21 protein-coding genes are annotated in these 18,903 nt (G+C 60.8%); 8 read left to right on the plus strand and 13 right to left on the minus strand.

The window, feature by feature from the left end:
* Positions 1-25: 25 nt before the first annotated feature.
* Positions 26-817 (minus strand): YfaP family protein, encoded by a 792-nt coding sequence (locus ACA059_RS28220; RefSeq protein ID WP_497631782.1) that lies wholly within the window; start codon positions 815-817, stop codon positions 26-28.
* 278 nt (positions 818-1,095) lie between these two features.
* On the opposite strand from ACA059_RS28220, the gene ACA059_RS28225 reads away from it, so the two are divergent.
* From ACA059_RS28225 to ACA059_RS28245, 5 genes are all read left to right on the plus strand, one after another.
* Entirely contained in the window at positions 1,096-2,241 is a 1,146-nt protein-coding gene (locus tag ACA059_RS28225; protein WP_497631783.1) for a Fic family protein, read from the plus strand.
* Between the two features lie 260 nt (positions 2,242-2,501).
* Positions 2,502-2,744, plus strand: a complete 243-nt coding sequence (locus ACA059_RS28230) for an exodeoxyribonuclease VII small subunit (RefSeq protein WP_007894317.1) — start codon at positions 2,502-2,504, stop codon at positions 2,742-2,744.
* Entirely contained in the window at positions 2,741-3,628 is an 888-nt protein-coding gene (gene ispA / locus ACA059_RS28235; RefSeq protein ID WP_497631784.1) for a (2E,6E)-farnesyl diphosphate synthase, read from the plus strand. The genes ACA059_RS28230 and ispA overlap by 4 nt, the downstream gene beginning before the upstream one ends.
* Positions 3,629-3,719: 91 nt before the next feature.
* The gene (gene dxs, locus ACA059_RS28240; RefSeq protein ID WP_497631785.1) at positions 3,720-5,618 is read left to right on the plus strand and encodes a 1-deoxy-D-xylulose-5-phosphate synthase; all 1,899 of its coding nucleotides are present in this window, start codon (positions 3,720-3,722) and stop codon (positions 5,616-5,618) included.
* A 160-nt stretch (positions 5,619-5,778) separates the two neighbouring features.
* Entirely contained in the window at positions 5,779-7,662 is a 1,884-nt protein-coding gene (locus ACA059_RS28245) for a TonB-dependent receptor domain-containing protein (RefSeq protein ID WP_497631786.1), read from the plus strand.
* Between the two features lie 151 nt (positions 7,663-7,813).
* On the opposite strand, the gene ACA059_RS28250 is transcribed toward ACA059_RS28245, so the two are convergent.
* From ACA059_RS28250 to nrdR, 12 genes are all read right to left on the minus strand, one after another.
* The gene (locus ACA059_RS28250; RefSeq protein ID WP_497631787.1) at positions 7,814-8,614 is read right to left on the minus strand and encodes a cobalamin-binding protein; all 801 of its coding nucleotides are present in this window, start codon (positions 8,612-8,614) and stop codon (positions 7,814-7,816) included.
* Positions 8,614-9,033 (minus strand): hypothetical protein, encoded by a 420-nt coding sequence (locus ACA059_RS28255; protein WP_033059418.1) that lies wholly within the window; start codon positions 9,031-9,033, stop codon positions 8,614-8,616. Before ACA059_RS28255 ends, ACA059_RS28250 begins: the two co-directional genes overlap by 1 nt.
* On the minus strand, positions 9,030-9,647 hold the full coding sequence (gene ribA / locus ACA059_RS28260; RefSeq protein ID WP_027924335.1) for a GTP cyclohydrolase II: 618 nt from the start codon (positions 9,645-9,647) through the stop codon (positions 9,030-9,032). Before ribA ends, ACA059_RS28255 begins: the two co-directional genes overlap by 4 nt.
* Before the next feature lie 239 nt (positions 9,648-9,886).
* Positions 9,887-10,624 carry a substrate-binding periplasmic protein gene (locus ACA059_RS28265; protein ID WP_497631788.1) on the minus strand — a complete coding sequence of 246 codons (738 nt, stop codon included), beginning with the start codon at positions 10,622-10,624 and terminating at the stop codon, positions 9,887-9,889.
* 22 nt (positions 10,625-10,646) lie between these two features.
* Positions 10,647-11,150, minus strand: a complete 504-nt coding sequence (locus ACA059_RS28270) for a phosphatidylglycerophosphatase A family protein (RefSeq protein WP_150782649.1) — start codon at positions 11,148-11,150, stop codon at positions 10,647-10,649.
* Positions 11,147-12,112: a thiamine-phosphate kinase gene (gene thiL, locus ACA059_RS28275; RefSeq protein WP_497631789.1), complete on the minus strand. Its 966-nt coding sequence runs from the start codon at positions 12,110-12,112 to the stop codon at positions 11,147-11,149. The genes ACA059_RS28270 and thiL overlap by 4 nt, the downstream gene beginning before the upstream one ends.
* Before the next feature lie 20 nt (positions 12,113-12,132).
* Complete coding sequence (gene nusB / locus ACA059_RS28280; RefSeq protein WP_008153530.1) at positions 12,133-12,633, minus strand: transcription antitermination factor NusB; 501 nt, start codon at positions 12,631-12,633, stop codon at positions 12,133-12,135.
* On the minus strand, positions 12,630-13,106 hold the full coding sequence (ribH, locus tag ACA059_RS28285) for a 6,7-dimethyl-8-ribityllumazine synthase (RefSeq protein ID WP_074871273.1): 477 nt from the start codon (positions 13,104-13,106) through the stop codon (positions 12,630-12,632). The genes nusB and ribH overlap by 4 nt, the downstream gene beginning before the upstream one ends.
* A gap of 91 nt (positions 13,107-13,197) precedes the next feature.
* On the minus strand, positions 13,198-14,289 hold the full coding sequence (gene ribBA, locus ACA059_RS28290) for a bifunctional 3,4-dihydroxy-2-butanone-4-phosphate synthase/GTP cyclohydrolase II (RefSeq protein ID WP_033059428.1): 1,092 nt from the start codon (positions 14,287-14,289) through the stop codon (positions 13,198-13,200).
* Positions 14,290-14,305: 16 nt separating this feature from the next.
* Positions 14,306-14,968 (minus strand): riboflavin synthase, encoded by a 663-nt coding sequence (locus ACA059_RS28295; protein ID WP_008033746.1) that lies wholly within the window; start codon positions 14,966-14,968, stop codon positions 14,306-14,308.
* A 46-nt stretch (positions 14,969-15,014) separates the two neighbouring features.
* Positions 15,015-16,148: a bifunctional diaminohydroxyphosphoribosylaminopyrimidine deaminase/5-amino-6-(5-phosphoribosylamino)uracil reductase RibD gene (gene ribD / locus ACA059_RS28300; protein ID WP_497631790.1), complete on the minus strand. Its 1,134-nt coding sequence runs from the start codon at positions 16,146-16,148 to the stop codon at positions 15,015-15,017.
* Complete coding sequence (gene nrdR / locus ACA059_RS28305; protein WP_003228656.1) at positions 16,145-16,609, minus strand: transcriptional regulator NrdR; 465 nt, start codon at positions 16,607-16,609, stop codon at positions 16,145-16,147. The genes ribD and nrdR overlap by 4 nt, the downstream gene beginning before the upstream one ends.
* Positions 16,610-16,737: 128 nt before the next feature.
* On the opposite strand from nrdR, the gene ACA059_RS28310 reads away from it, so the two are divergent.
* The 3 genes from ACA059_RS28310 (at position 16,738) to trxA (ending at position 18,879) form a co-directional block, all read left to right on the plus strand.
* Positions 16,738-17,202 (plus strand): hypothetical protein, encoded by a 465-nt coding sequence (locus ACA059_RS28310; protein WP_497631791.1) that lies wholly within the window; start codon positions 16,738-16,740, stop codon positions 17,200-17,202.
* Entirely contained in the window at positions 17,199-17,855 is a 657-nt protein-coding gene (locus tag ACA059_RS28315; protein ID WP_497631792.1) for a class I SAM-dependent methyltransferase, read from the plus strand. The genes ACA059_RS28310 and ACA059_RS28315 overlap by 4 nt, the downstream gene beginning before the upstream one ends.
* Before the next feature lie 151 nt (positions 17,856-18,006).
* Complete coding sequence (gene trxA / locus ACA059_RS28320; RefSeq protein WP_497631793.1) at positions 18,007-18,879, plus strand: thioredoxin; 873 nt, start codon at positions 18,007-18,009, stop codon at positions 18,877-18,879.
* Positions 18,880-18,903: the final 24 nt, after the last annotated feature.

The raw sequence follows: 18,903 nt of genomic DNA on the forward strand, positions 1-18,903 counted from the left end.
CGATGTCATCCGTGGAGCGGGATGCTTAATAGTTGAAAGTCTTGACCAGCAGCAGGTCACCGATGGCCCGCAGGGGCACGATGAAGGTCTCGCGTTTTTCGTCGACGGTGTTTTCGTTGAGCACCAGGTTGATCTGCGAGGTGATCACCTCATTCTGGTTGCTGGTCTCATCGAAGTTATAGCCGCCACTGCCGAAGTTGCCCCAATAGTTCACGTAAACCAGATAGGTGCCATGCATCGGTGCGGTCATGGTGAACATTTCCGGGCCGGGGCCATCGACGCCGTCCGGGTCCAGACCACCGCCGTTGCTCATCGCCGGGCGAGCCCAGAACGCATGCTGGCCGTCGGGGGTAATGATGTGCAGATCGAGTTCGGCTTTCGGGTCATCCCAACCCAGCACCACGCGAATCCGCGCCGGGGTACGCAGGTTGTTGGCTTCATAGAATTGAACGCGCTTGAGCGACTGGCCTTCGGCGCTGCGCACTTCGACGCTGTTGGAGCCGGCTCCGAACGCATACGGCCGGGCGAAACGCCCCTGATCGTCGGTGTACAGATTAAGAGGATTACCGTTGACGGCCAGGGTGTGCGGCCCTCGCTGAGTGCCGATGGCCTTGAGTTGGCCCTGGATCATGGTGCGATTGCGCTGCACACCGCGATCGATCGGTGGCGTGGGATAGGCGACTTGAGGATTTTCACTGCGGTCCAGCAGGCCGGAATAACGCCAGCCACCCACGGGTTCCGACACCTCGGCCGAAGGCTCGGCCAACGCCGCGGTCGCGCAGATGAGCCCCGTCAGCAATAGAAGAAATGAACGCATGTGACGCCTCCTGCCATGCATAACGAAACCTTGCGCCCGATCCTCGGCGCGTTACAGATCCAAAAACTGCGTTTCGTCAGAAAGACCCATGACTATCGGGTCGTAGAAGGCGCGAAGATTAGCCATTCGGCGGTTTTTTAACAATCGGATACCTCTATTTTTGCGGTGGGATTCACGCTGGCAGGTGGACGGTGAGCCGAATAGGCGTCATATTCGGCTCACCATATGAGCCGAATAACATTTCTATTCGGCTCACCCACTCCAAGAGCACCGAGTTCATGGCACCTCACTGGATCTGGCAGCAGCCCGATTGGCCGAATTTCAACTGGCAAGCAGAGCGGTTGGGGCCGTTTTTGCGCGAGTGTGTCCAAGCACAAGGGCGATTGATGGGCATGGCCAGCTCAGTGGGCAGTTCGCTGAGCGCTCAGAGCGAACTGGATGCGCTGCTGCAGAACATCGTGACCTCCTCCGCCATTGAGGGTGAGCAGTTGAATGCTGGCTCGGTTCGCTCTTCGTTGGCGCGGCGGCTGGGCCTGGAGCTGGTCGATGGCAATAATGTCAGCCAGCGCAGTGAAGGGTTGGCGCAATTGATGCTCGACGCCACTCAGCATTTCGCTGAACCGCTGACGCTGGAGCGATTACTCGATTGGCACGAATGGCTTTTTCCCGAGCAAGAGACCGATCTCGCCAGCCGGTCGATCCGTGTCGGCGCGTTACGTGGCGATGATCCGATGCAAGTGGTGTCCGGCCGGCTCGACAGACCAACCGTTCACTTCGAAGCCCCGCCTCGCCAGGGCCTTGAGCGACAGCTCGACACCTTCCTCACCTGGTTTACCGCCAGCCGAAATCAGGCGGGACTCGATCCATTGCTGCGGGCCGGCATCGCGCACTTCTGGTTTGTCACATTGCACCCTTTCGACGATGGCAACGGTCGCCTGACGCGAACGATCACCGATCTGGCATTGGCTCAGGGTGAAGACCAAGCCATCCGCTTCTATGCCATGTCCGCGAGCATTCTCGAGGATCGGTCCGGCTATTATCGAGTGCTCGAAACCTGCCAGAAAGCCACACTGGATATCACCGAGTGGCTGGAATGGTTTCTGCAGACCCTGCTGCGCAGCTTGCAACAAGCCATGGCGCGGATCGAAAGCGTGCTGGGCAAGGCGCGTTTCTGGCAGGCGCACCGGGAATCAGAGATTTCAACCGAGCAAACCAAGGTGCTGAACCGCTTGCTCGATGGTGGGGAACGAGGTTTCTCGGAGGGCATCAGTGCGGCGCAGTATCAGGCCGTGGCGAAGGTATCCAAAGCTACCGCAACCCGTCATTTAGCCGAGTTGTTGGAGAAAGGTTTCCTCATACGTCTGCCCGGTGGCGGGCGCAGTACTCGATACCAGATCAACTACTCCGATGTCTCACCACTTTAATTGAACCAAACCGCGATCTGTAGCAGCTGGCGAAGCCTGCGTCCGACTGCGCAGCAGTCGTAAAACCAGAACTCGCGGTACATCAGGCATACCGTGCACGCAGGATTGACGACTGCTGCGCAGCCGGACGCAGGCTTCGCCAGCTGCTACACAAAGTGTGTTGCGGCTGAAGCCAGTGGCCGAAACGCGGCCCTCATTTGCCCATAACCCCCATGTCTGCTAGTGTCGCGCCGGTTTAACGTCAACCGGAAATAGCCGCCATGGCCCGCAAAAAAGCTGCACTGGATTTCGAACAATCTCTCGCTGACCTGCAAACGCTGGTGGAGCGCCTGGAGAACGGCGAATTGTCGCTGGAAGACTCGCTGACGGCTTTCGAACAGGGCATCGGTCTGACCCGCGATTGCCAGGCGGCGCTGGCCCAGGCCGAGCAAAAGGTTCAGGTGCTGCTCGAGCGTGATGGCGAGCTGGCCGAGGAACCCTTCGACGCGGATCAGCCAGAATGATTGCAGCGTATTCGGCGACCAGCCAGGCCCGCGTCAATGCTGCACTGGAAACCCTGTTCAACGCGCCGAGCCCTGAGCTCGCGCGTCTGTACGAAGCCATGCGCTACAGCGTGATGAATGGCGGCAAACGGGTCCGCCCGCTGCTGGCCTACGCCGCGTGCGAAGCGCTGGGCGGCAAGGCTGAGCACGCCAACGGCGCAGCGTGCGCGGTGGAGCTGATTCACGCTTATTCCCTGGTGCATGACGATTTGCCGGCCATGGACGACGACGATTTGCGTCGCGGCCAGCCGACCACTCACAAAAAATTTGATGAAGCCTGCGCGATTCTGGCCGGTGACGGCTTGCAGAGCCTGGCCTTCAGCGCCCTGCTTGATCCGCGTCTGAGCACCTCGGACGCTGAAATCCGCCTGCAAATGGTCAGCGCTCTCGCATTGGCCGCGGGCCCGGCAGGCATGGTCGGCGGTCAAGCCATCGACCTCGGCTCGGTCGGTCTGAAACTCGATCAAAAAGCCCTCGAATACATGCACCGACACAAGACCGGCGCGCTGATCGAGGCCAGCGTCAAACTCGGTGCCCTGGCCAGTGGTCGCGCCGAAAAGGACGAACTCAAGTCCTTGCAGACTTATGCACAGGCCATCGGCCTGGCGTTCCAGGTGCAGGACGACATTCTCGACGTCGAAAGCGATACCGAAACCCTCGGCAAACGCCAGGGCGCCGACATCGCGCGCGACAAGCCGACCTATCCGGCCCTGCTCGGCCTCGACGCCGCAAAGGCCTACGCCCTGGAACTGCGCGATCAAGCCCTGCATGCGCTGCGACCGTTTGACGCGGCAGCCGAGCCATTGCGCGATCTGGCCCGTTATATCGTCGATCGGCGCAGCTGACGGCGTATCCGCCAAAAAATACCAACGCGTGGGCAGGGGGCGATGCATCAGGTAAACTGCCGCATCTTTTATACCTATAACGATTCGCCTGATGCCCACGACGTTTCATGAGATTCCCCGCAAGCGCCCGACCACGCCCCTGCTCGACCGTGCCAACACGCCGGACGGCCTGCGCCGGTTAGGCGAAGCCGAGCTGGAAACCCTGGCCGATGAGTTGCGCCTGGAATTGCTCTACACGGTCGGTCAGACCGGCGGGCATTTCGGTGCCGGCCTGGGCGTCATCGAGCTGACCATCGCGCTGCATTACGTGTTCGACACCCCGGACGACCGGCTGGTGTGGGACGTGGGTCATCAGGCCTATCCGCACAAAATACTCACCGGCCGTCGCGAGCGCATGGGCACCCTGCGCCAGAAGGACGGCGTCGCAGCCTTCCCGCGTCGTTCCGAGAGCGAGTACGACACCTTTGGCGTCGGCCACTCCAGCACGTCGATCAGCGCAGCGCTGGGCATGGCCATTGCCGCCCGCCTGCAGAACAGTGATCGCAAGGCGATCGCCGTGATCGGCGATGGCGCACTGACCGCCGGCATGGCCTTCGAGGCGCTGAACCATGCGCCGGAAGTGAACGCCAACATGCTGGTGATCCTCAACGACAACGACATGTCGATCTCGCGCAACGTTGGCGGGCTGTCGAACTATCTGGCGAAAATCCTTTCCAGCCGCACTTACGCGAGCATGCGCGAAGGCAGCAAAAAGGTCCTGTCGCGCCTGCCCGGCGCCTGGGAAATCGCCCGCCGCACCGAAGAATACGCAAAAGGCATGCTGGTCCCCGGCACGCTGTTTGAAGAGCTGGGCTGGAATTACATCGGCCCGATCGATGGCCACGACCTGCCTACCCTGATCGCCACCCTGCGCAACATGCGCGATCTGAAAGGCCCGCAGTTCCTGCACGTCGTCACCAAGAAAGGCAAAGGCTTCGCCCCGGCAGAAGTCGACCCGATCGGCTACCACGCGATTACCAAACTCGAACCGCTGAACGCTCCGGCCGCCGCGCCGAAGAAAGCCGGCGGGCCGAAGTATTCCGGCGTATTTGGTGAATGGCTATGCGACATGGCCGCGTCTGATCCGCGTTTGGTGGGCATTACCCCGGCGATGAAGGAAGGCTCCGATCTGGTGGCCTTCAGCGAGCGTTTCCCGCTGCGCTATTTCGATGTGGCGATTGCCGAGCAACACGCTGTGACCCTCGCTGCCGGCATGGCCTGCGAAGGCGCGAAACCGGTGGTGGCGATTTATTCGACGTTCCTGCAACGCGGTTACGACCAACTGATTCATGACGTCGCGGTGCAAAACCTCGACGTCCTGTTCGCCATCGACCGCGCAGGTCTGGTCGGCGAAGACGGCCCGACTCATGCGGGCAGCTTCGACCTGTCGTTCCTGCGCTGCATCCCCGGCATGCTGGTGATGACCCCGAGCGACGAGAACGAACTGCGCAAAATGCTCACCACTGGCCACCTGTTCAACGGGCCGGCGGCGGTGCGTTATCCGCGCGGCTCTGGCCCGAACGCGACGATCGAGAAAGACCTCGAACCGATCGAAATCGGCAAGGGTGTGGTTCGTCGTCAGGGCAGCAAAGTCGCTCTGCTGGTGTTCGGCGTGCAACTGGCCGAGGCGCTGAAAGTCGCCGAGACGCTGGATGCAACCGTGGTCGACATGCGTTTCGTCAAACCGCTTGATGAAGCACTGGTTCGCGATATCGCCAGCAGCCACGAGCTGCTGGTGACCATCGAAGAGAACGCGATCATGGGCGGTGCCGGTGGCGCGGTCAGCGAGTTTCTTGCTCGCGAAAACATCCTCAAGTCGATGCTGCATCTGGGCCTGCCGGACAGTTACGTCGAGCACGCCAAGCCTGCGCAAATGCTGGCCGAATGCGGGCTGGATGAGGCCGGGATCGAAGCGTCGGTGCGTGAGCGCTTGCAACTGCTCAACATCTAAAGACACATACAAAACCCTGTGGGAGCGAGCTTGCTCGCGATAGCGGTCTGACAGTCGACATATTCGTTGACTGACACACCGTCATCGCGAGCAAGCTCGCTCCCACATTGGTTTTCATGCCTTTCAAAACTGTACTCGCTCCAAAGCCAATGGACTTCCGATGAAACTCTCCCCCCTCGCCCTGACGCTGACCCTGCTGCCGGCCGGCCAACTGCTGGCCGACACCTTCGAACGCGATCAAGCCCTGAAGCTTCCCGACGTGCTGATCAGCGCCAATCGTCAGGTCGAAGCGCGCAATGACAGCAGCGCCGCCAACACCGTGTTCACCCGCGAAGATATTGATCGCCTGCAACCGAGCAGCGTCACTGACTTGCTGCGTCGTGTGCCGGGTGTGCAGGTCGGGCAAACCGGCGGGCGCGGGAGTCTGCCGGGGATTTACATTCGCGGTACCAAGTCGGCCCAAAGCCTGGTGCTGGTCGACGGCCAGCGCATCGGCAACTCCACCTCCGGCGACAGCAACCTGCAACACATCAACATTGAACAGGTCGAGCGCGTGGAAGTGCTGCGCGGTTCCCGCTCGGTGATTTATGGCAGCGATGCGATTGGCGGGGTGATCCAGATCTTTACTCGTCGCGGCGGCGAGCAAGGCCTGCAACCGCGAATGCACGTGGGCTTTGGCAGCAATCAGACCTGGGAACGCAGCCTCGGGCTGTCCGGCGGCGACGAGCAGACCCGATTCAATCTCGGCGCCAGCCTCGATGAAACCGCCGGAATCAATCGCACCCGCGAGTCGTACCCCAGCGATGGCGATCATGACGAATACCGCAACAAATCGATGAGCTTGAGCCTGAGTCACGCCCTCACCGATGACCTCGAAATCGGCGCCAACCTGCTGGATAACCGTGGAAAAAGTGAGTTCGATAATCCATTCGGTCGCTTCGACATGGACACGTTCGAGTCAGTTCAGCAACAGCCCTACAGCGACTTCGCGGTGAGCAGCGTCAGCAGTTACGTCGATGCGCGTATCAGTGACCTGTGGAAAACCCGCGTCGAGTTCGGCCACAGTGAAAACCGCGAGAAGACGCTCGACAAGCTCAGTGACGAACGCAGTGTTTTCAACACGTATCGCGACTCGGTGAACTGGCAGAACGACCTGACCCTCGACGAGCGCAACAGCCTGATCCTCGGCGGCGACTGGTACGAGGACCGGATCAACAGCAGCACGCCATTCGACGAGGACAGCCGCTGGAACCATGCGGCGTTCATTCAGCATCACTACCAGGCGGATAGCTTCTCCACCGAGCTGGGTCTGCGCCGGGATCAGAACCAGCAGTTCGGCGGCCAGAACAGCTGGAGTGGCACTTTCACCCTGCCGCTGAATCCGGACAACGATGTGCTGCTGACCTACAGCGAAGGCTTCCGCGCGCCGACGTTCAATGATCTGTATTACCCCGACTTCAGTAATCCGGATCTGAAACCCGAGACGTCGAAAAGCTATGAGCTGCAATGGCGCAGTCAACTGACAGACACCGCTCGCCTGGAAGCTTCTCTGTACCGTACGGACCTGGAAGACGCGATTATTTTCGGTAGCAACTCACGGCCGCAGAACGTCGCCTCGGCACGTATCAATGGTTTCGAAGCGGCTTTGAAACAGGAACTGTTCGGCTGGCAGAGCAACCTCGGTGTGGCGATCATCGACCCGCGGGATCGCGACAGCGGTCACACCCTGGCTCGTCGCGCGCGGCGGACCTTGAGCCTGGATCTGGATCGGCAGTTCGACCGGCTAGGGCTCGGCGCCAGTTGGCAGGCCGTGAGCAGTAGCTACGACGATGAGAACAATCAGCAGCCGTTGGGCGGGTATGCGCTGCTGGGGTTGCGCAGCAGCTGGGAGTTGAACCGTGAGATCAAGCTTGAGCTTAAGGTCGACAACCTGCTGGACAAGGGTTATAGCCGGGCGCTGTACAGCCATGATGGCAGCCAGTATGGGTATCGTGAGGAAGGTCGGGCGTGGATGTTTGGGGTGACCTGGACACCGGAGCTCTAAAGAGCCACGCGGTCATTTGTGGCGAGGGGATTTATCCCCGTCGGGCTGCGAAGCGGCCCCCAACGCCTGCACGCGCGGCGTATCAGGTACAACCCATGCAATGTTTACGACTGCTTCGCAGCCGAACGGGGATAAATCCCCTCGCCACAGGTCAGCGGTCGGGCGCGATCAATTGACAGAGTTTGGCAGTCGCTTCGATCATCTGCCCACTCGGCCGCTCCAGCCCTTTATCCGTTACCAACAGCAACCGTCCCTGCGCCACCGCAGCCACCTGCGGCCATGCTTTCCACGCATCGAGCTGCGCCTGATCACTGGCCAGAATTACGTCTGGATTACGCTGCAATACCGCCTCAATACTGACCTGCGGCGCCGGCAGGGTCAGGTCGGCAAACACATTGCGCGCCCCGCACACTTCAAGCGCATCACTGATGATCTGCCCGCCACCAACGGTGTACAGCGGCCGATCCCAGACCTGATAAAACACCCGCAATGGCACATCCCGACGATAACGCTGGCGCAGCGAATCCAGTTGCTGACGCAACTTTTCAGCCAATGAAACGCCACGCTCCGAACGGCCGAGCTGTGAGGCAATCGCCTCGATCTGTGAAGTGAGTTGTTCAAGGTTGTGAGGTTCGGCAATGTAGGTGGGAATGCTCAACCGCTTGAGCTGTTCACGCTGGGCCGGGCCAACGCTGCCGGGCCAGAGCAACAACAGATCAGGTTTGAGACTGAGCAGCTGTTCCATGTCCAGCTGGCCATAGCGGCCAACCGAAGGAAGGTTTTTGAGCTCGGCAGGACGCTCACCGGCATCCAGCACACCCACCAGCAGGTCGGCTGAACCCAGCTCAACAACGATTTCAGAGAGCGATGGCGCGAGGCTGACAACGCGTTCGACCGCAGCCGCCGGACCATTGACGGCCAGCAGCAAAACCGCCAGCCAGATGAGCCGCATCAGCCGAGTTGACGCGGAATACGGTAGAGGTAAAACAACACCAGGGTCGACAGCGCCAGCAGCATCAACGGCACGGCTTCGAGGCCGACGAATACCGCCAGCGCGCCGATCCAGGCTGGCAGGCCGGCAGCCAGGAATGCCGTGCGACGCTTGGCAGCCAGGGCGATCCAGGCAGCAGGTTCTTCAGGGGTGTCGAGGGCTTTTTGAGTGGCGATCAGCGCGTGCTTATAGCCGCCAAAGAATTTCAGGCTGACAAACATCGACGCCACACCGGCGATGAACAACGGCATCGCCAGCACCGGCAGGATCGCCTCGCTCTGGCCAAAAACGCCGTTGATCACGAACAGCGGTACCAAGGCCAGCGCCAGGTATTGCCACCAGTTGACGGACAGTCGCCGCCGAACCTGACCGCGGGTCACGCCCGGTCTGCCTCACCCTGATGCTCGTTGCCCATCATGTGGTCGAGCTTGCTGGCCTTGGTGGCCAGGTAGAGTTTGTTGTGCGGATTGTGGCCGGTGTGCAGCGGCACGCGCTCGGCGACCACGATGCCCATGTCGGTCAAGGCTTTGACCTTGCGTGGGTTATTGGTCATCAGACGCAGGGATTTCACGCCCAGGTGCTCCAGCATCGGCAGGCACATGGCGTAGTCACGTTGGTCGGCGGCAAAGCCCAGACGCTCGTTGGCTTCAACGGTATCGGCGCCGCCATCCTGCAATTCATAGGCGCGGATCTTGTTCAGCAGGCCAATGCCTCGGCCCTCTTGACGCAAGTACAGCAACACGCCACGGCCTTCACGGGCGATGGCCTGCAAGGCGGCCTCGAGTTGCGAGCCGCAGTCGCAACGCTGGCTGAACAAGGCATCGCCAGTCAGGCATTCGGAGTGCAACCGGCCGAGTACCGGGGCACCGTCGGCGAACTCACCCAGGCTCAGCACAACGTGCTCGCGCCCGTTTTCTTCATCGAGAAAGCCGTGCATGGTGAATTGCGCAAAAGGCGTTGGCAGCTTGGAAGCGGCGACAAAAACGACAGGCACCGGTGTGCTCCTGATCAATAAGTACTGGAGATTCGCAGAGGCGGCATTGTAACAGCACGTTCCGACAGACGCTTAGGCTGAATTATGGGGCATAACAATCAAAAAGTTAGATCTCAGGTCCCCTGCGATCAATGTAGGAGCTGCCGAAGGCTGCGATCTTTTGATTTTGATGTGCGGTGCCTTTGAAGGCACAAAGATCAAAAGATCGCAGCCTTCGGCAGCTCCTACATTGACCGTGTTCAGTTTGAGTCGAATGGATAGGGTTGTTTCCAGCGTTCGAAGATCGGTTTCAGCTGGCCGTTTTTCACCAGTTGCTCCATGCGCTGATCAAACAGCGCCATCAGTATCCGGGCCTTAGGGGTCTTGGCAAAGCACAGATACAGCGGCAATTCCGCGATGTGGGTGCGACGGAACTGCGACGGATCCTTGGCCCACTTGAGGACATAGTCGACCTCGGTCAGCGCGTCGATGTAAAAGTCGGCGCGGTTGCGGGTCAACATCGACAAAATCCCGGTACGCCGCATGACTTCGTTATAGCGGCGCACGTTGGGCAGGTAATCCTGGTAGTCGTAGCCGCGGACCCAGGCCAGTCGATAGTTGCCCAGGGTTTCCGGGGTCGGTGCGGGGTTGCTGGCCAGGCCCAAGGCATAGATGTGATCGGTATCGAAATTCCAGCGCGGATAGAGCAGATCGCTGGACTCATCAAAATAGGAGCCGACACAGGCATCCACTTCGCCGCGCTGGGCCAGGCCCATGGAGCGGACGTAGGGTTCGCTGCGGATGTCCAGTTTGACACCTGCCGGTTCGAAGACTTCCCGCAACACGTCCCAGCCCAGACCGTGGCCATCGGCGGCGGTGTAGTCTTCCCAGTCTTCGCTGGCCAGATGAATCACCGACGGCGTTGTGCCCCCGTCACTCGCCTGGGCGAGCGAGCAAAACATCGCGAAAACCATCACAGCCAACCAGCGTCGAGCCATCCCTAGTCCCCTGTTTTGCCCGTCAGGCAAAAATCCATACCAGCCCCTGCATCGCCAACCACGCAAATACCCCGGCCAATACATCATCGAGCATGATCCCGACGCCGCCATGCACATGCCGGTCGATCCAGTGAATCGGCCACGGCTTGAGGATGTCGAAGAAGCGGAACATCAAAAAACCCGCCAGCAACCAGTACCAACCTTCCGGCACCAGCCACAAGGTGATCCACATCCCAACCATTTCGTCCCAGACGATGCCTTCGTGGTCGTGCACCCGCAAATCGTCGGCTACTTTGCCGCACAGCCAGAAGCCGAACAGCATGGTGATGCCGAGCATCAGCCAGTAGCCCCAATCGGGCAGCATCTGCCACAACGGGATAAAGGGTAGCGCAACTAACGAACCCCAGGTGCCCGGTGCTTTTGGCAAGGTGCCCGAACCGAAGCCGAACGCCAGGAAGTGCCACGGATTGCGCCAGACCGACGGCGGTACGAATTCCGCCGGGACCTGTTTGGGATGATCTGTCACGGTGTCTCCCGAAAATGTTGATAACCCCGGGTTTGCGGGGTGATGTCTTGACCGTCGGCGTTTAGCAGCATCACGCCCTGCCCCGTCACAACACGGCCGACCACATGGATCGGCCAGCCATCGGCCACCAATTTCGGCAAGTCGACGGACGGTAAGGTAAAGGCCAGCACGTAATCATCACCGCCGCTCAGGGCCGCGACTTCTGCACCCGATTGACCGAGGAAGGCCACTAAAGCTTTCGACAATGGCAACGTGTCCCGTTCAACCTGAATGCCGACCTTTGACGCGAGGGCAATATGCCCGCAGTCCGCGAGCAGGCCGTCGGAGATGTCCAGCGCCGAGGTGGCTTTACCACGCAGCGCCTGGCCCAACGCAAGTTGCGGCTGCGGCGACCAGTAATGTGCCAGCAGCGGATCGGCGATAGTGGCTTCAGCCGTCCGCTGACCGAGCACCAGCGGCAATGCCCCCGCCGCGTTGCCAAGCTCACCGCCAACGCACAGCAAATCGCCTGGCTGCGCACCGCTGCGGGTCAACGCCAAACCTGTCGGCACACGACCGAACACGGTCATGGTCAGGCTTAATGGCCCACGGGTGGTATCGCCGCCCACCAGCGCCACGCCACAGCTTTGCGCCATGAGGTTCAAACCACGGGCGTAGGCGTCCAGCCAATCGGCGGTCACCGTCGGCAAGGTCAGGGCAAGGGTAAAGGCAATGGGGGTGGCGCCCATGGCAGCCAGGTCGCTGACGGCCACGGCCAGCGAGCGCTGACCGAGCAGAAACGGGTCGCAAGGATCTGCGAAATGCACGCCGGCAACCAGCGTGTCGGTGGAAATGGCCAACTGCTCCCCGGGGGGAACAGCCAGCAAGGCGCAGTCATCGCCGATCCCGAGGGCAACGCCTTCGCCGCCCTGCGCACAAGGCGCGGCGGCGAAGAAATTGCGGATCAGCTCAAACTCGCCCATGGCAGCCATTCAAGCGCGAATCAGCGCTTGAACGCCTTCACTTCAGCTTCACGCAGACGCGGGGCCAGCTTGTCGAGTACACCGTTGACGAACTTGTGGCCGTCGGTGGAACCGAAGACTTTCGCCAGCTCGATACCTTCGTTGATCACAACGCGGTACGGCACGTCGACGCGCTTGAGCAGTTCCCAGGTCGACAGGCGCAGAACGGCCAGTTCAACCGGGTCCAGCTCTTCGATGGTGATGTCCAGGCACGGCGTCAGTGCAGCGTCGATCTCAGGCTTGTGAGCCGGAACGCCGTGCAGGATGTCGTGGAAGTAAGCGGCATCGACATCGCTGAAATCGTTATCGACCCGAAACTGCGCTTCGATCTCGTTCAAAGATTGCTTGGCCATGTGCCATTGGTACAGCGCCTGAGTCGCGAGCTGACGGGCTTCGCGACGCTTGACGCTTTTCGATGGCTTGCCGGCATCCGCAGGCTTTGGATCGCGCGGGTTGAAACGATCGCTTTCGTCGCTAATCACTTGGCCTCCAACTGCGCCAGCAGGCTGACCATTTCCAGAGCGGACAGGGCAGCTTCAGCACCTTTGTTACCGGCCTTGGTGCCGGAACGTTCGATGGCTTGCTCGATGGAATCAACGGTCAGCACGCCAAATGCGACTGGAACGCCGAACTCCATGGACACCTGGGACAGGCCCTTGGTGCATTCGCCCGCCACGTATTCGAAGTGCGGAGTACCGCCACGAATGACCGCGCCCAGGGCGATGATTGCCGCGTACTCGCCCTTCTGAGCGACTTTCTGCGCAACCAGCGGGATTTCGAAGGCGCCAGGTGCGCGGATGATGGTGATGTCGCTTTCGCTCACGCCGTGGCGAACCAGGGCATCAACTGCACCGCTGACCAGACTTTCAACGACGAAGCTGTTGAAACGGCCTACTACCAAAGCGTAGCGGCCTTTAGGGGCGATGAAGGTACCTTCGATGGTCTTCAGGGTCATTCGTTAGATCTCTTAAAGAGCCGGGACGCGTTTTCTACGCGTCCCTCAGTGATGTGTTAACCGCGAATCAAGGACTGGAAACAACCGGTCATTATTCGGAGGGCACGTATTCTACAACTTCCAGATCGAAACCGGATATCGCATTAAATTTCATCGGAGCACTCATCAGGCGCATTTTGCGCACGCCCAGGTCCCGAAGGATCTGCGAACCGGCACCCACGATGCTGTAGGTGGTCGGTTTTTTCGCCGGAACGTGCTCCGCGGTTTCACGGATATGCGCCAGCAACACGTCGCCATCGAGCGGGTGACCGAGCAACAGCACCACACCACTTCCAGCCTCGGCAACCGCGGCCATCGCCGCGCGCAGGCTCCAGCGGCCCGGTTGCTTGACCATCAACAGGTCGCGCAGCGGGTCCATGTTGTGCACCCGAACCAGGGTCGGCTCTTCAGCGCACACGGTGCCCAGAGTGAGGGCCATGTGCACGTCGCCTTCCACGGAATCACGATAGGTCACCAGGTTGAATTGGCCCAGTTCGCTGTCCAGCGGCTGCTCGGCAATCCGCTGAACGGTACGTTCGTGGATCATCCGGTAGTGAATCAGGTCGGCGATGGTGCCGATCTTGATGTTGTGTTCGGCAGCAAACGCTTCCAGTTCCGCGCGGCGGGACATGGTGCCGTCGTCGTTCATCACTTCGCAGATCACGCCGCTCGGCTCGAAACCGGCCATACGCGCCAGGTCGCATGCCGCTTCGGTGTGGCCGGCGCGAGCGAGGGTGCCGCCAGCCTGGGCCATCAGCGGGAAGATGTGGCCGGGGCTGACGATGTCTTCAGCCTTGGCGTCTTTTGCGGCAGCGGCCTGCACGGTGCGCGCACGGTCGGCGGCAGAAATGCCGGTGGTCACGCCGGTGGCTGCTTCGATGGACACGGTGAACTTGGTGCCGAAGCCGGAACCGTTGCGCGGCGCCATCAAGGGCAGCTTCAGCAGTTCGCAGCGCTCGCGGCTCATCGGCATGCAGATCAGGCCACGGGCGTGCTTGGCCATGAAGTTGATGTGTTCAGGCTGGCAGCACTCGGCGGCCATGATCAGGTCGCCTTCGTTCTCGCGGTCTTCGTCATCCATGAGGATGACCATCTTGCCTTGGCGGATGTCTTCAACCAGTTCTTCGATGCTATTGAGCGCCACAAGGCACCCCCTTGAGTCAGGATTTGAGGTAGCCGTTGGCGGCCAGAAAGCTTTCGGTGATGTTACTGGACGTTGGCTCTGCGGCTTTATCGCCTAACAGCAGGCGCTCCAGATAACGGGCAAGCAAGTCAACTTCGAGGTTCACCCGGCGACCTGGCTGATAAGACGCCATGATGGTTTCGCTCAAGGTGTGCGGAATGATCGTCAGCAAGAACTCGGCGCCATCGACTGCGTTCACGGTCAGGCTGGTGCCGTCGACGGTGATCGAGCCTTTATGGGCGATGTACTTGGCCAGTTCTTTCGGTGCACGGATGCGGAATTCCACCGCGCGAGCATTCTCGGTACGGGCAACCACTTCACCCACGCCATCGACATGGCCGCTGACCAGATGCCCGCCGAGGCGAGTGGTCGGGGTCAGGGCTTTTTCCAGGTTCACCGGGCTGCCGCTTTTCAGATCATTCATGGCGGTGCAGTCGAGGGTTTCGCGACTGACGTCCGCCGCAAAGCCGTTGCCTGGTAACTCAACCGCAGTCAGGCACACGCCGTTGACCGCGATGCTGTCACCCAGTTTGACGTCGCTCAGATCGAGCTTGCCGGTTTCTACGTGTACCCGCACATCTCCGCCTTTTGGGGTCAATGCACGAATACTGCCGATGGATTCGATGATGCCGGTAAACATGGAGTCCTCCTCGAGAACAGGGCCGTCGCGTGGCGCAGGCCCGGAATTATACGCTCGCCGCTGGCGAAGGAATGGCGATGACTCGCCAGTCATCGCCAACCGCGCGAATTTCGGTGATTTTGAGTTCAGGCGCATCCTTCATTTGCGCGAGCGGCCAATCCAGCAACGGGCGCGCAGACGAACCTAAAAACTTGCCTGCGATGAAAATCTGGAATTCGTCGACCAGCCCTTGTTGAGCGAAAGCCCCGGCCAGGCGCGGACCCGCTTCGACCAACACTTCGTTGACCCCGCGATTGGCCAGTTCGACCAGCAGTTTGCGCAGGTCGACCAAGCCATCCTCGCCCGCCACGATCAGGCATTCCGGACCGTTGGCGTATTGCTCTTCGATCGCCATGCACGTGGCGACCAGCGCCGGGCCAGCCTTGAAGAACGGTGCATCCAGCGGCACTCGCAGACGACCGTCGATCAGCACGCGAAGCGGCGGACGGCTCATGGCCAAAGCGGTTTGCTCGGCGTCCAGCCCCAGCTCGTCAGCGCGTACGGTCAAACGGGCGTTGTCTGCCAGCACCGTGTCGGCGCCGGTCAGCACTACGCTGGCCTGAGCACGCAGTCGTTGTACCGCCGAACGCGCCGCAGGACCGGTGATCCATTGGCTTTCGCCGCTTTCCATCGCCGTGCGACCGTCAAGGCTCATGGCCAACTTGACCCGCACGAACGGCAAGCCGTGTTCCATGCGCTTTAGGAAACCTTCGTTGAGCTTGCGCGCTTCGCCTTCCAACACACCGCTTTCGGTAGCAATACCGGCCTGGGCCAGGCGCTGCATGCCACGACCGGCAACCGACGGATTCGGGTCTTGCATCGCCGCGACGACCCGAGCCACACCCGCATGTACCAGCGCATCCGCACAAGGCGGCGTACGCCCGTGGTGGCTGCAAGGTTCGAGGGTCACGTAAGCGGTGGCGCCTCGAGCCTTATCGCCGGCGGCGCGCAGGGCGTGGACTTCGGCGTGGGGTTCGCCGGTGCGCACGTGCCAGCCTTCACCGACAATTTGCCCGTCCCGCACGATCACGCAGCCAACCCGCGGGTTGGGGTGCGTCGTGTAATGACCTTTGCGCGCCAGTTCCAGGGCACGGGCCATGTAATGGGCGTCGAGGCTGGCTTGTTCGGAAGAGGTGGTCATTCTTTAACCGGCTCTCTGGCCAGGCGATCGATCTCTTCGCGGAACTCGTTGAGGTCCTGAAAGCGCCGATACACGGAGGCGAAACGAATGTAGGCGACTTCGTCGAGCTTTTGCAGCTCGGCCATCACCAGTTCACCGACGACAAGGGATTTTACCTCTCGCTCACCGGTGGCGCGCAGTTTGTGTTTGATGTGCACCAACGACGACTCCAGGCGTTCGACACTCACCGGGCGCTTCTCCAGCGCACGCTGCATGCCGGCGCGGAGTTTTTCTTCGTCGAACGGCTGGCGGCTGCCGTCGGTTTTGATCAGGCGCGGCAACACCAGTTCGGCCGTCTCGAACGTCGTGAAACGCTCGCCGCAGGCCAGGCATTCACGCCGGCGGCGTACCTGTTCGCCCTCGGCGACCAGACGCGAGTCGATGACCTTGGTGTCGTTGGCACCGCAGAAGGGACAGTGCATGGTGGCAGGCAACAAAAAAAGGGAGGGCCATGGTAGCGCATCCCCGTGGCAAGACAAGCCATAGGGTTTGCGGTATACAGACGGGCTATAGAGCTAGATCCATGGATTTCACCTTGCTGGAGCCGAAAATGTCCCTAAGACCGCTCGTTTTGCTCAGTCTTTTCAGCCTGCTGGTGGCCTGCAGCAGCGATGCGCCCAAGCCCCAGCCGCCGACGCCAGGGCCAGCCCCACAGGCGGCGCAGAAAAAAGCCAAAGAGTCCGCCAACCTGGGCCCGCTCCCCGCGTATCAGCGTGAATTGAGCGGCACCCTACAAGGCGTGCCGGCGGGTGCCGAAGTCGAACTGGCGCTGCTGGTGATCGACGACAAGGACCGCCCGCAGCAATTGCTCGCCAGTTCCAGCCTGATCGGCACCAATCAGGCTCTGCCGTTTCACCTGCGTTTCAACCCGGAATCCTTCCCGGTCGGTGCCCGCGTTGAACTGCGGGGCCGCGCCAGCCAGTCCGGTCAGCTGATTTTGCATCTGCCGTCGCAAGTCATTAGCCAGCCAACGACGCAAGTGCTGGGTCAGCTGCAATTCGTCAAAGCGCCATGATTGCACCGCTCGACCTGCAACAGGCGCTGGGTGAATTGCTCGGTGACGCACAACTGGTTGCCTGTGAATTGCCGGACACCGATCTGAAGCTTTGGCTGATCGACGGCGACAACATGGACCGCGCGTTCAGCCCGGAAGAAACCCGGCGGATTCTCCATGAGCCGCCTTATTGGAGTTTTTGCTGGGCCAGTGGGCTGGCGGTCGCCCGTTATCTCGCCGAATTCCCTGAGTGGGTCAAAGGCAAGCGGGTGCTGGATTTCGGTGCTGGTTCCGGGGTGGCGGGGATCGCGGCAGTGAAGGCCGGAGCGCTGGAAGTGGTGGCCTGCGACCTCGACCCGCTGGCGATTGCGGCGTGCCGGGCGAATGCCGAACTCAATGACGTACACCTCAACTACTCGACGGATTTTTTCGCCGAAGCGGATCGGTTTGATCTGATTCTGGTGGCCGACGTGCTGTACGACCGGGCGAATCTGCCGTTGCTCGATGAATTCCTGAGTCGCGGCCAGCAAGCGTTGGTAGCGGATTCCCGAGTGAGGGATTTCAGGCACCCGCTCTATCAGCGCATCGAGATGCTGGAAGCGATGACCCTGCCCGATCTGGCCGAACCCGAAGAGTTTCGGCATGTGAGCCTCTACCACGCGCGTCGCGTTTGAAGCCGCTAAAAGATCGTCCGAACGCGGCCCGAACCTTCGGCAGCTCCCACAGGATTGGGTTCGCACTCGGTCAATGTAGGAGCTGCCGAAGGCTGCGATCTTTTGCGCCAGCCCTTATAGTGAGCAGATTCACGCTTCCAAGAGATCCCCCATGAGTCAGGAAACGCCGTACATCTTCGACGCCACGACTGCCGATTTCGAGCAGTCGGTGATCGAGAACTCTTTCCACAAACCGGTGCTGGTGGATTTCTGGGCCGAATGGTGTGCGCCGTGCAAGGCCTTGATGCCGATGCTGCAAACCATCGCGGAGAGCTATCAGGGCGAGTTGCTGCTGGCCAAGGTCAACTGCGACGTCGAGCCGGACATCGTTTCGCGCTTCGGCATTCGCAGCCTGCCGACGGTGGTGCTGTTCAAGGACGGTCAGCCGGTGGATGGTTTCGCCGGTGCACAGCCTGAATCTGCGGTACGCGCAATGCTCGAACCTCACGTGCAAATGCCGCCGCCGGCGGCTGCCGACCCGTTCGAACAGGCTCAGGCCCTGTTTGATGACAACCGCTTCGCCGACGCCGAAGCCACACTGAAAGTGCTGCTGGGCGAAAACAACACCAATGCCAAGGCGCTGATTCTCTACGCCCGCTGCCTCACCGAACGTGGCGAGCTGGGTGAAGCGCAAACCGTGCTCGACGCAGTCAAGAGCGATGAGCACAAGGCAGCCCTCGCCGGCGCCAAGGCGCAGATCCAGTTCCTCGGTCAGGCCAAGGACCTGCCGGATGCGGCAGAGCTGAAAGCGCGCCTGGCAAAGAATCCGCAGGACGATGAAGCGGTTTATCAGCTGGCGATCCAGCAACTGGCCCGTCAGCAGTACGATGCGGCGCTGGATGCGTTGCTCAAGCTGTTCGTGCGCAATCGCAGCTACAACGAAGGCCTGCCGCACAAGACCTTGCTGCAGGTGTTCGAACTGCTGGGCAACGATCACCCGCTGGTGACCACGTACCGCCGCAAGTTGTTTGCTGCGTTGTATTAACCCGTAGGAGCTGCGGCGCGCTGC

This window comes from Pseudomonas sp. LBUM1647 (assembly GCF_059716175.1).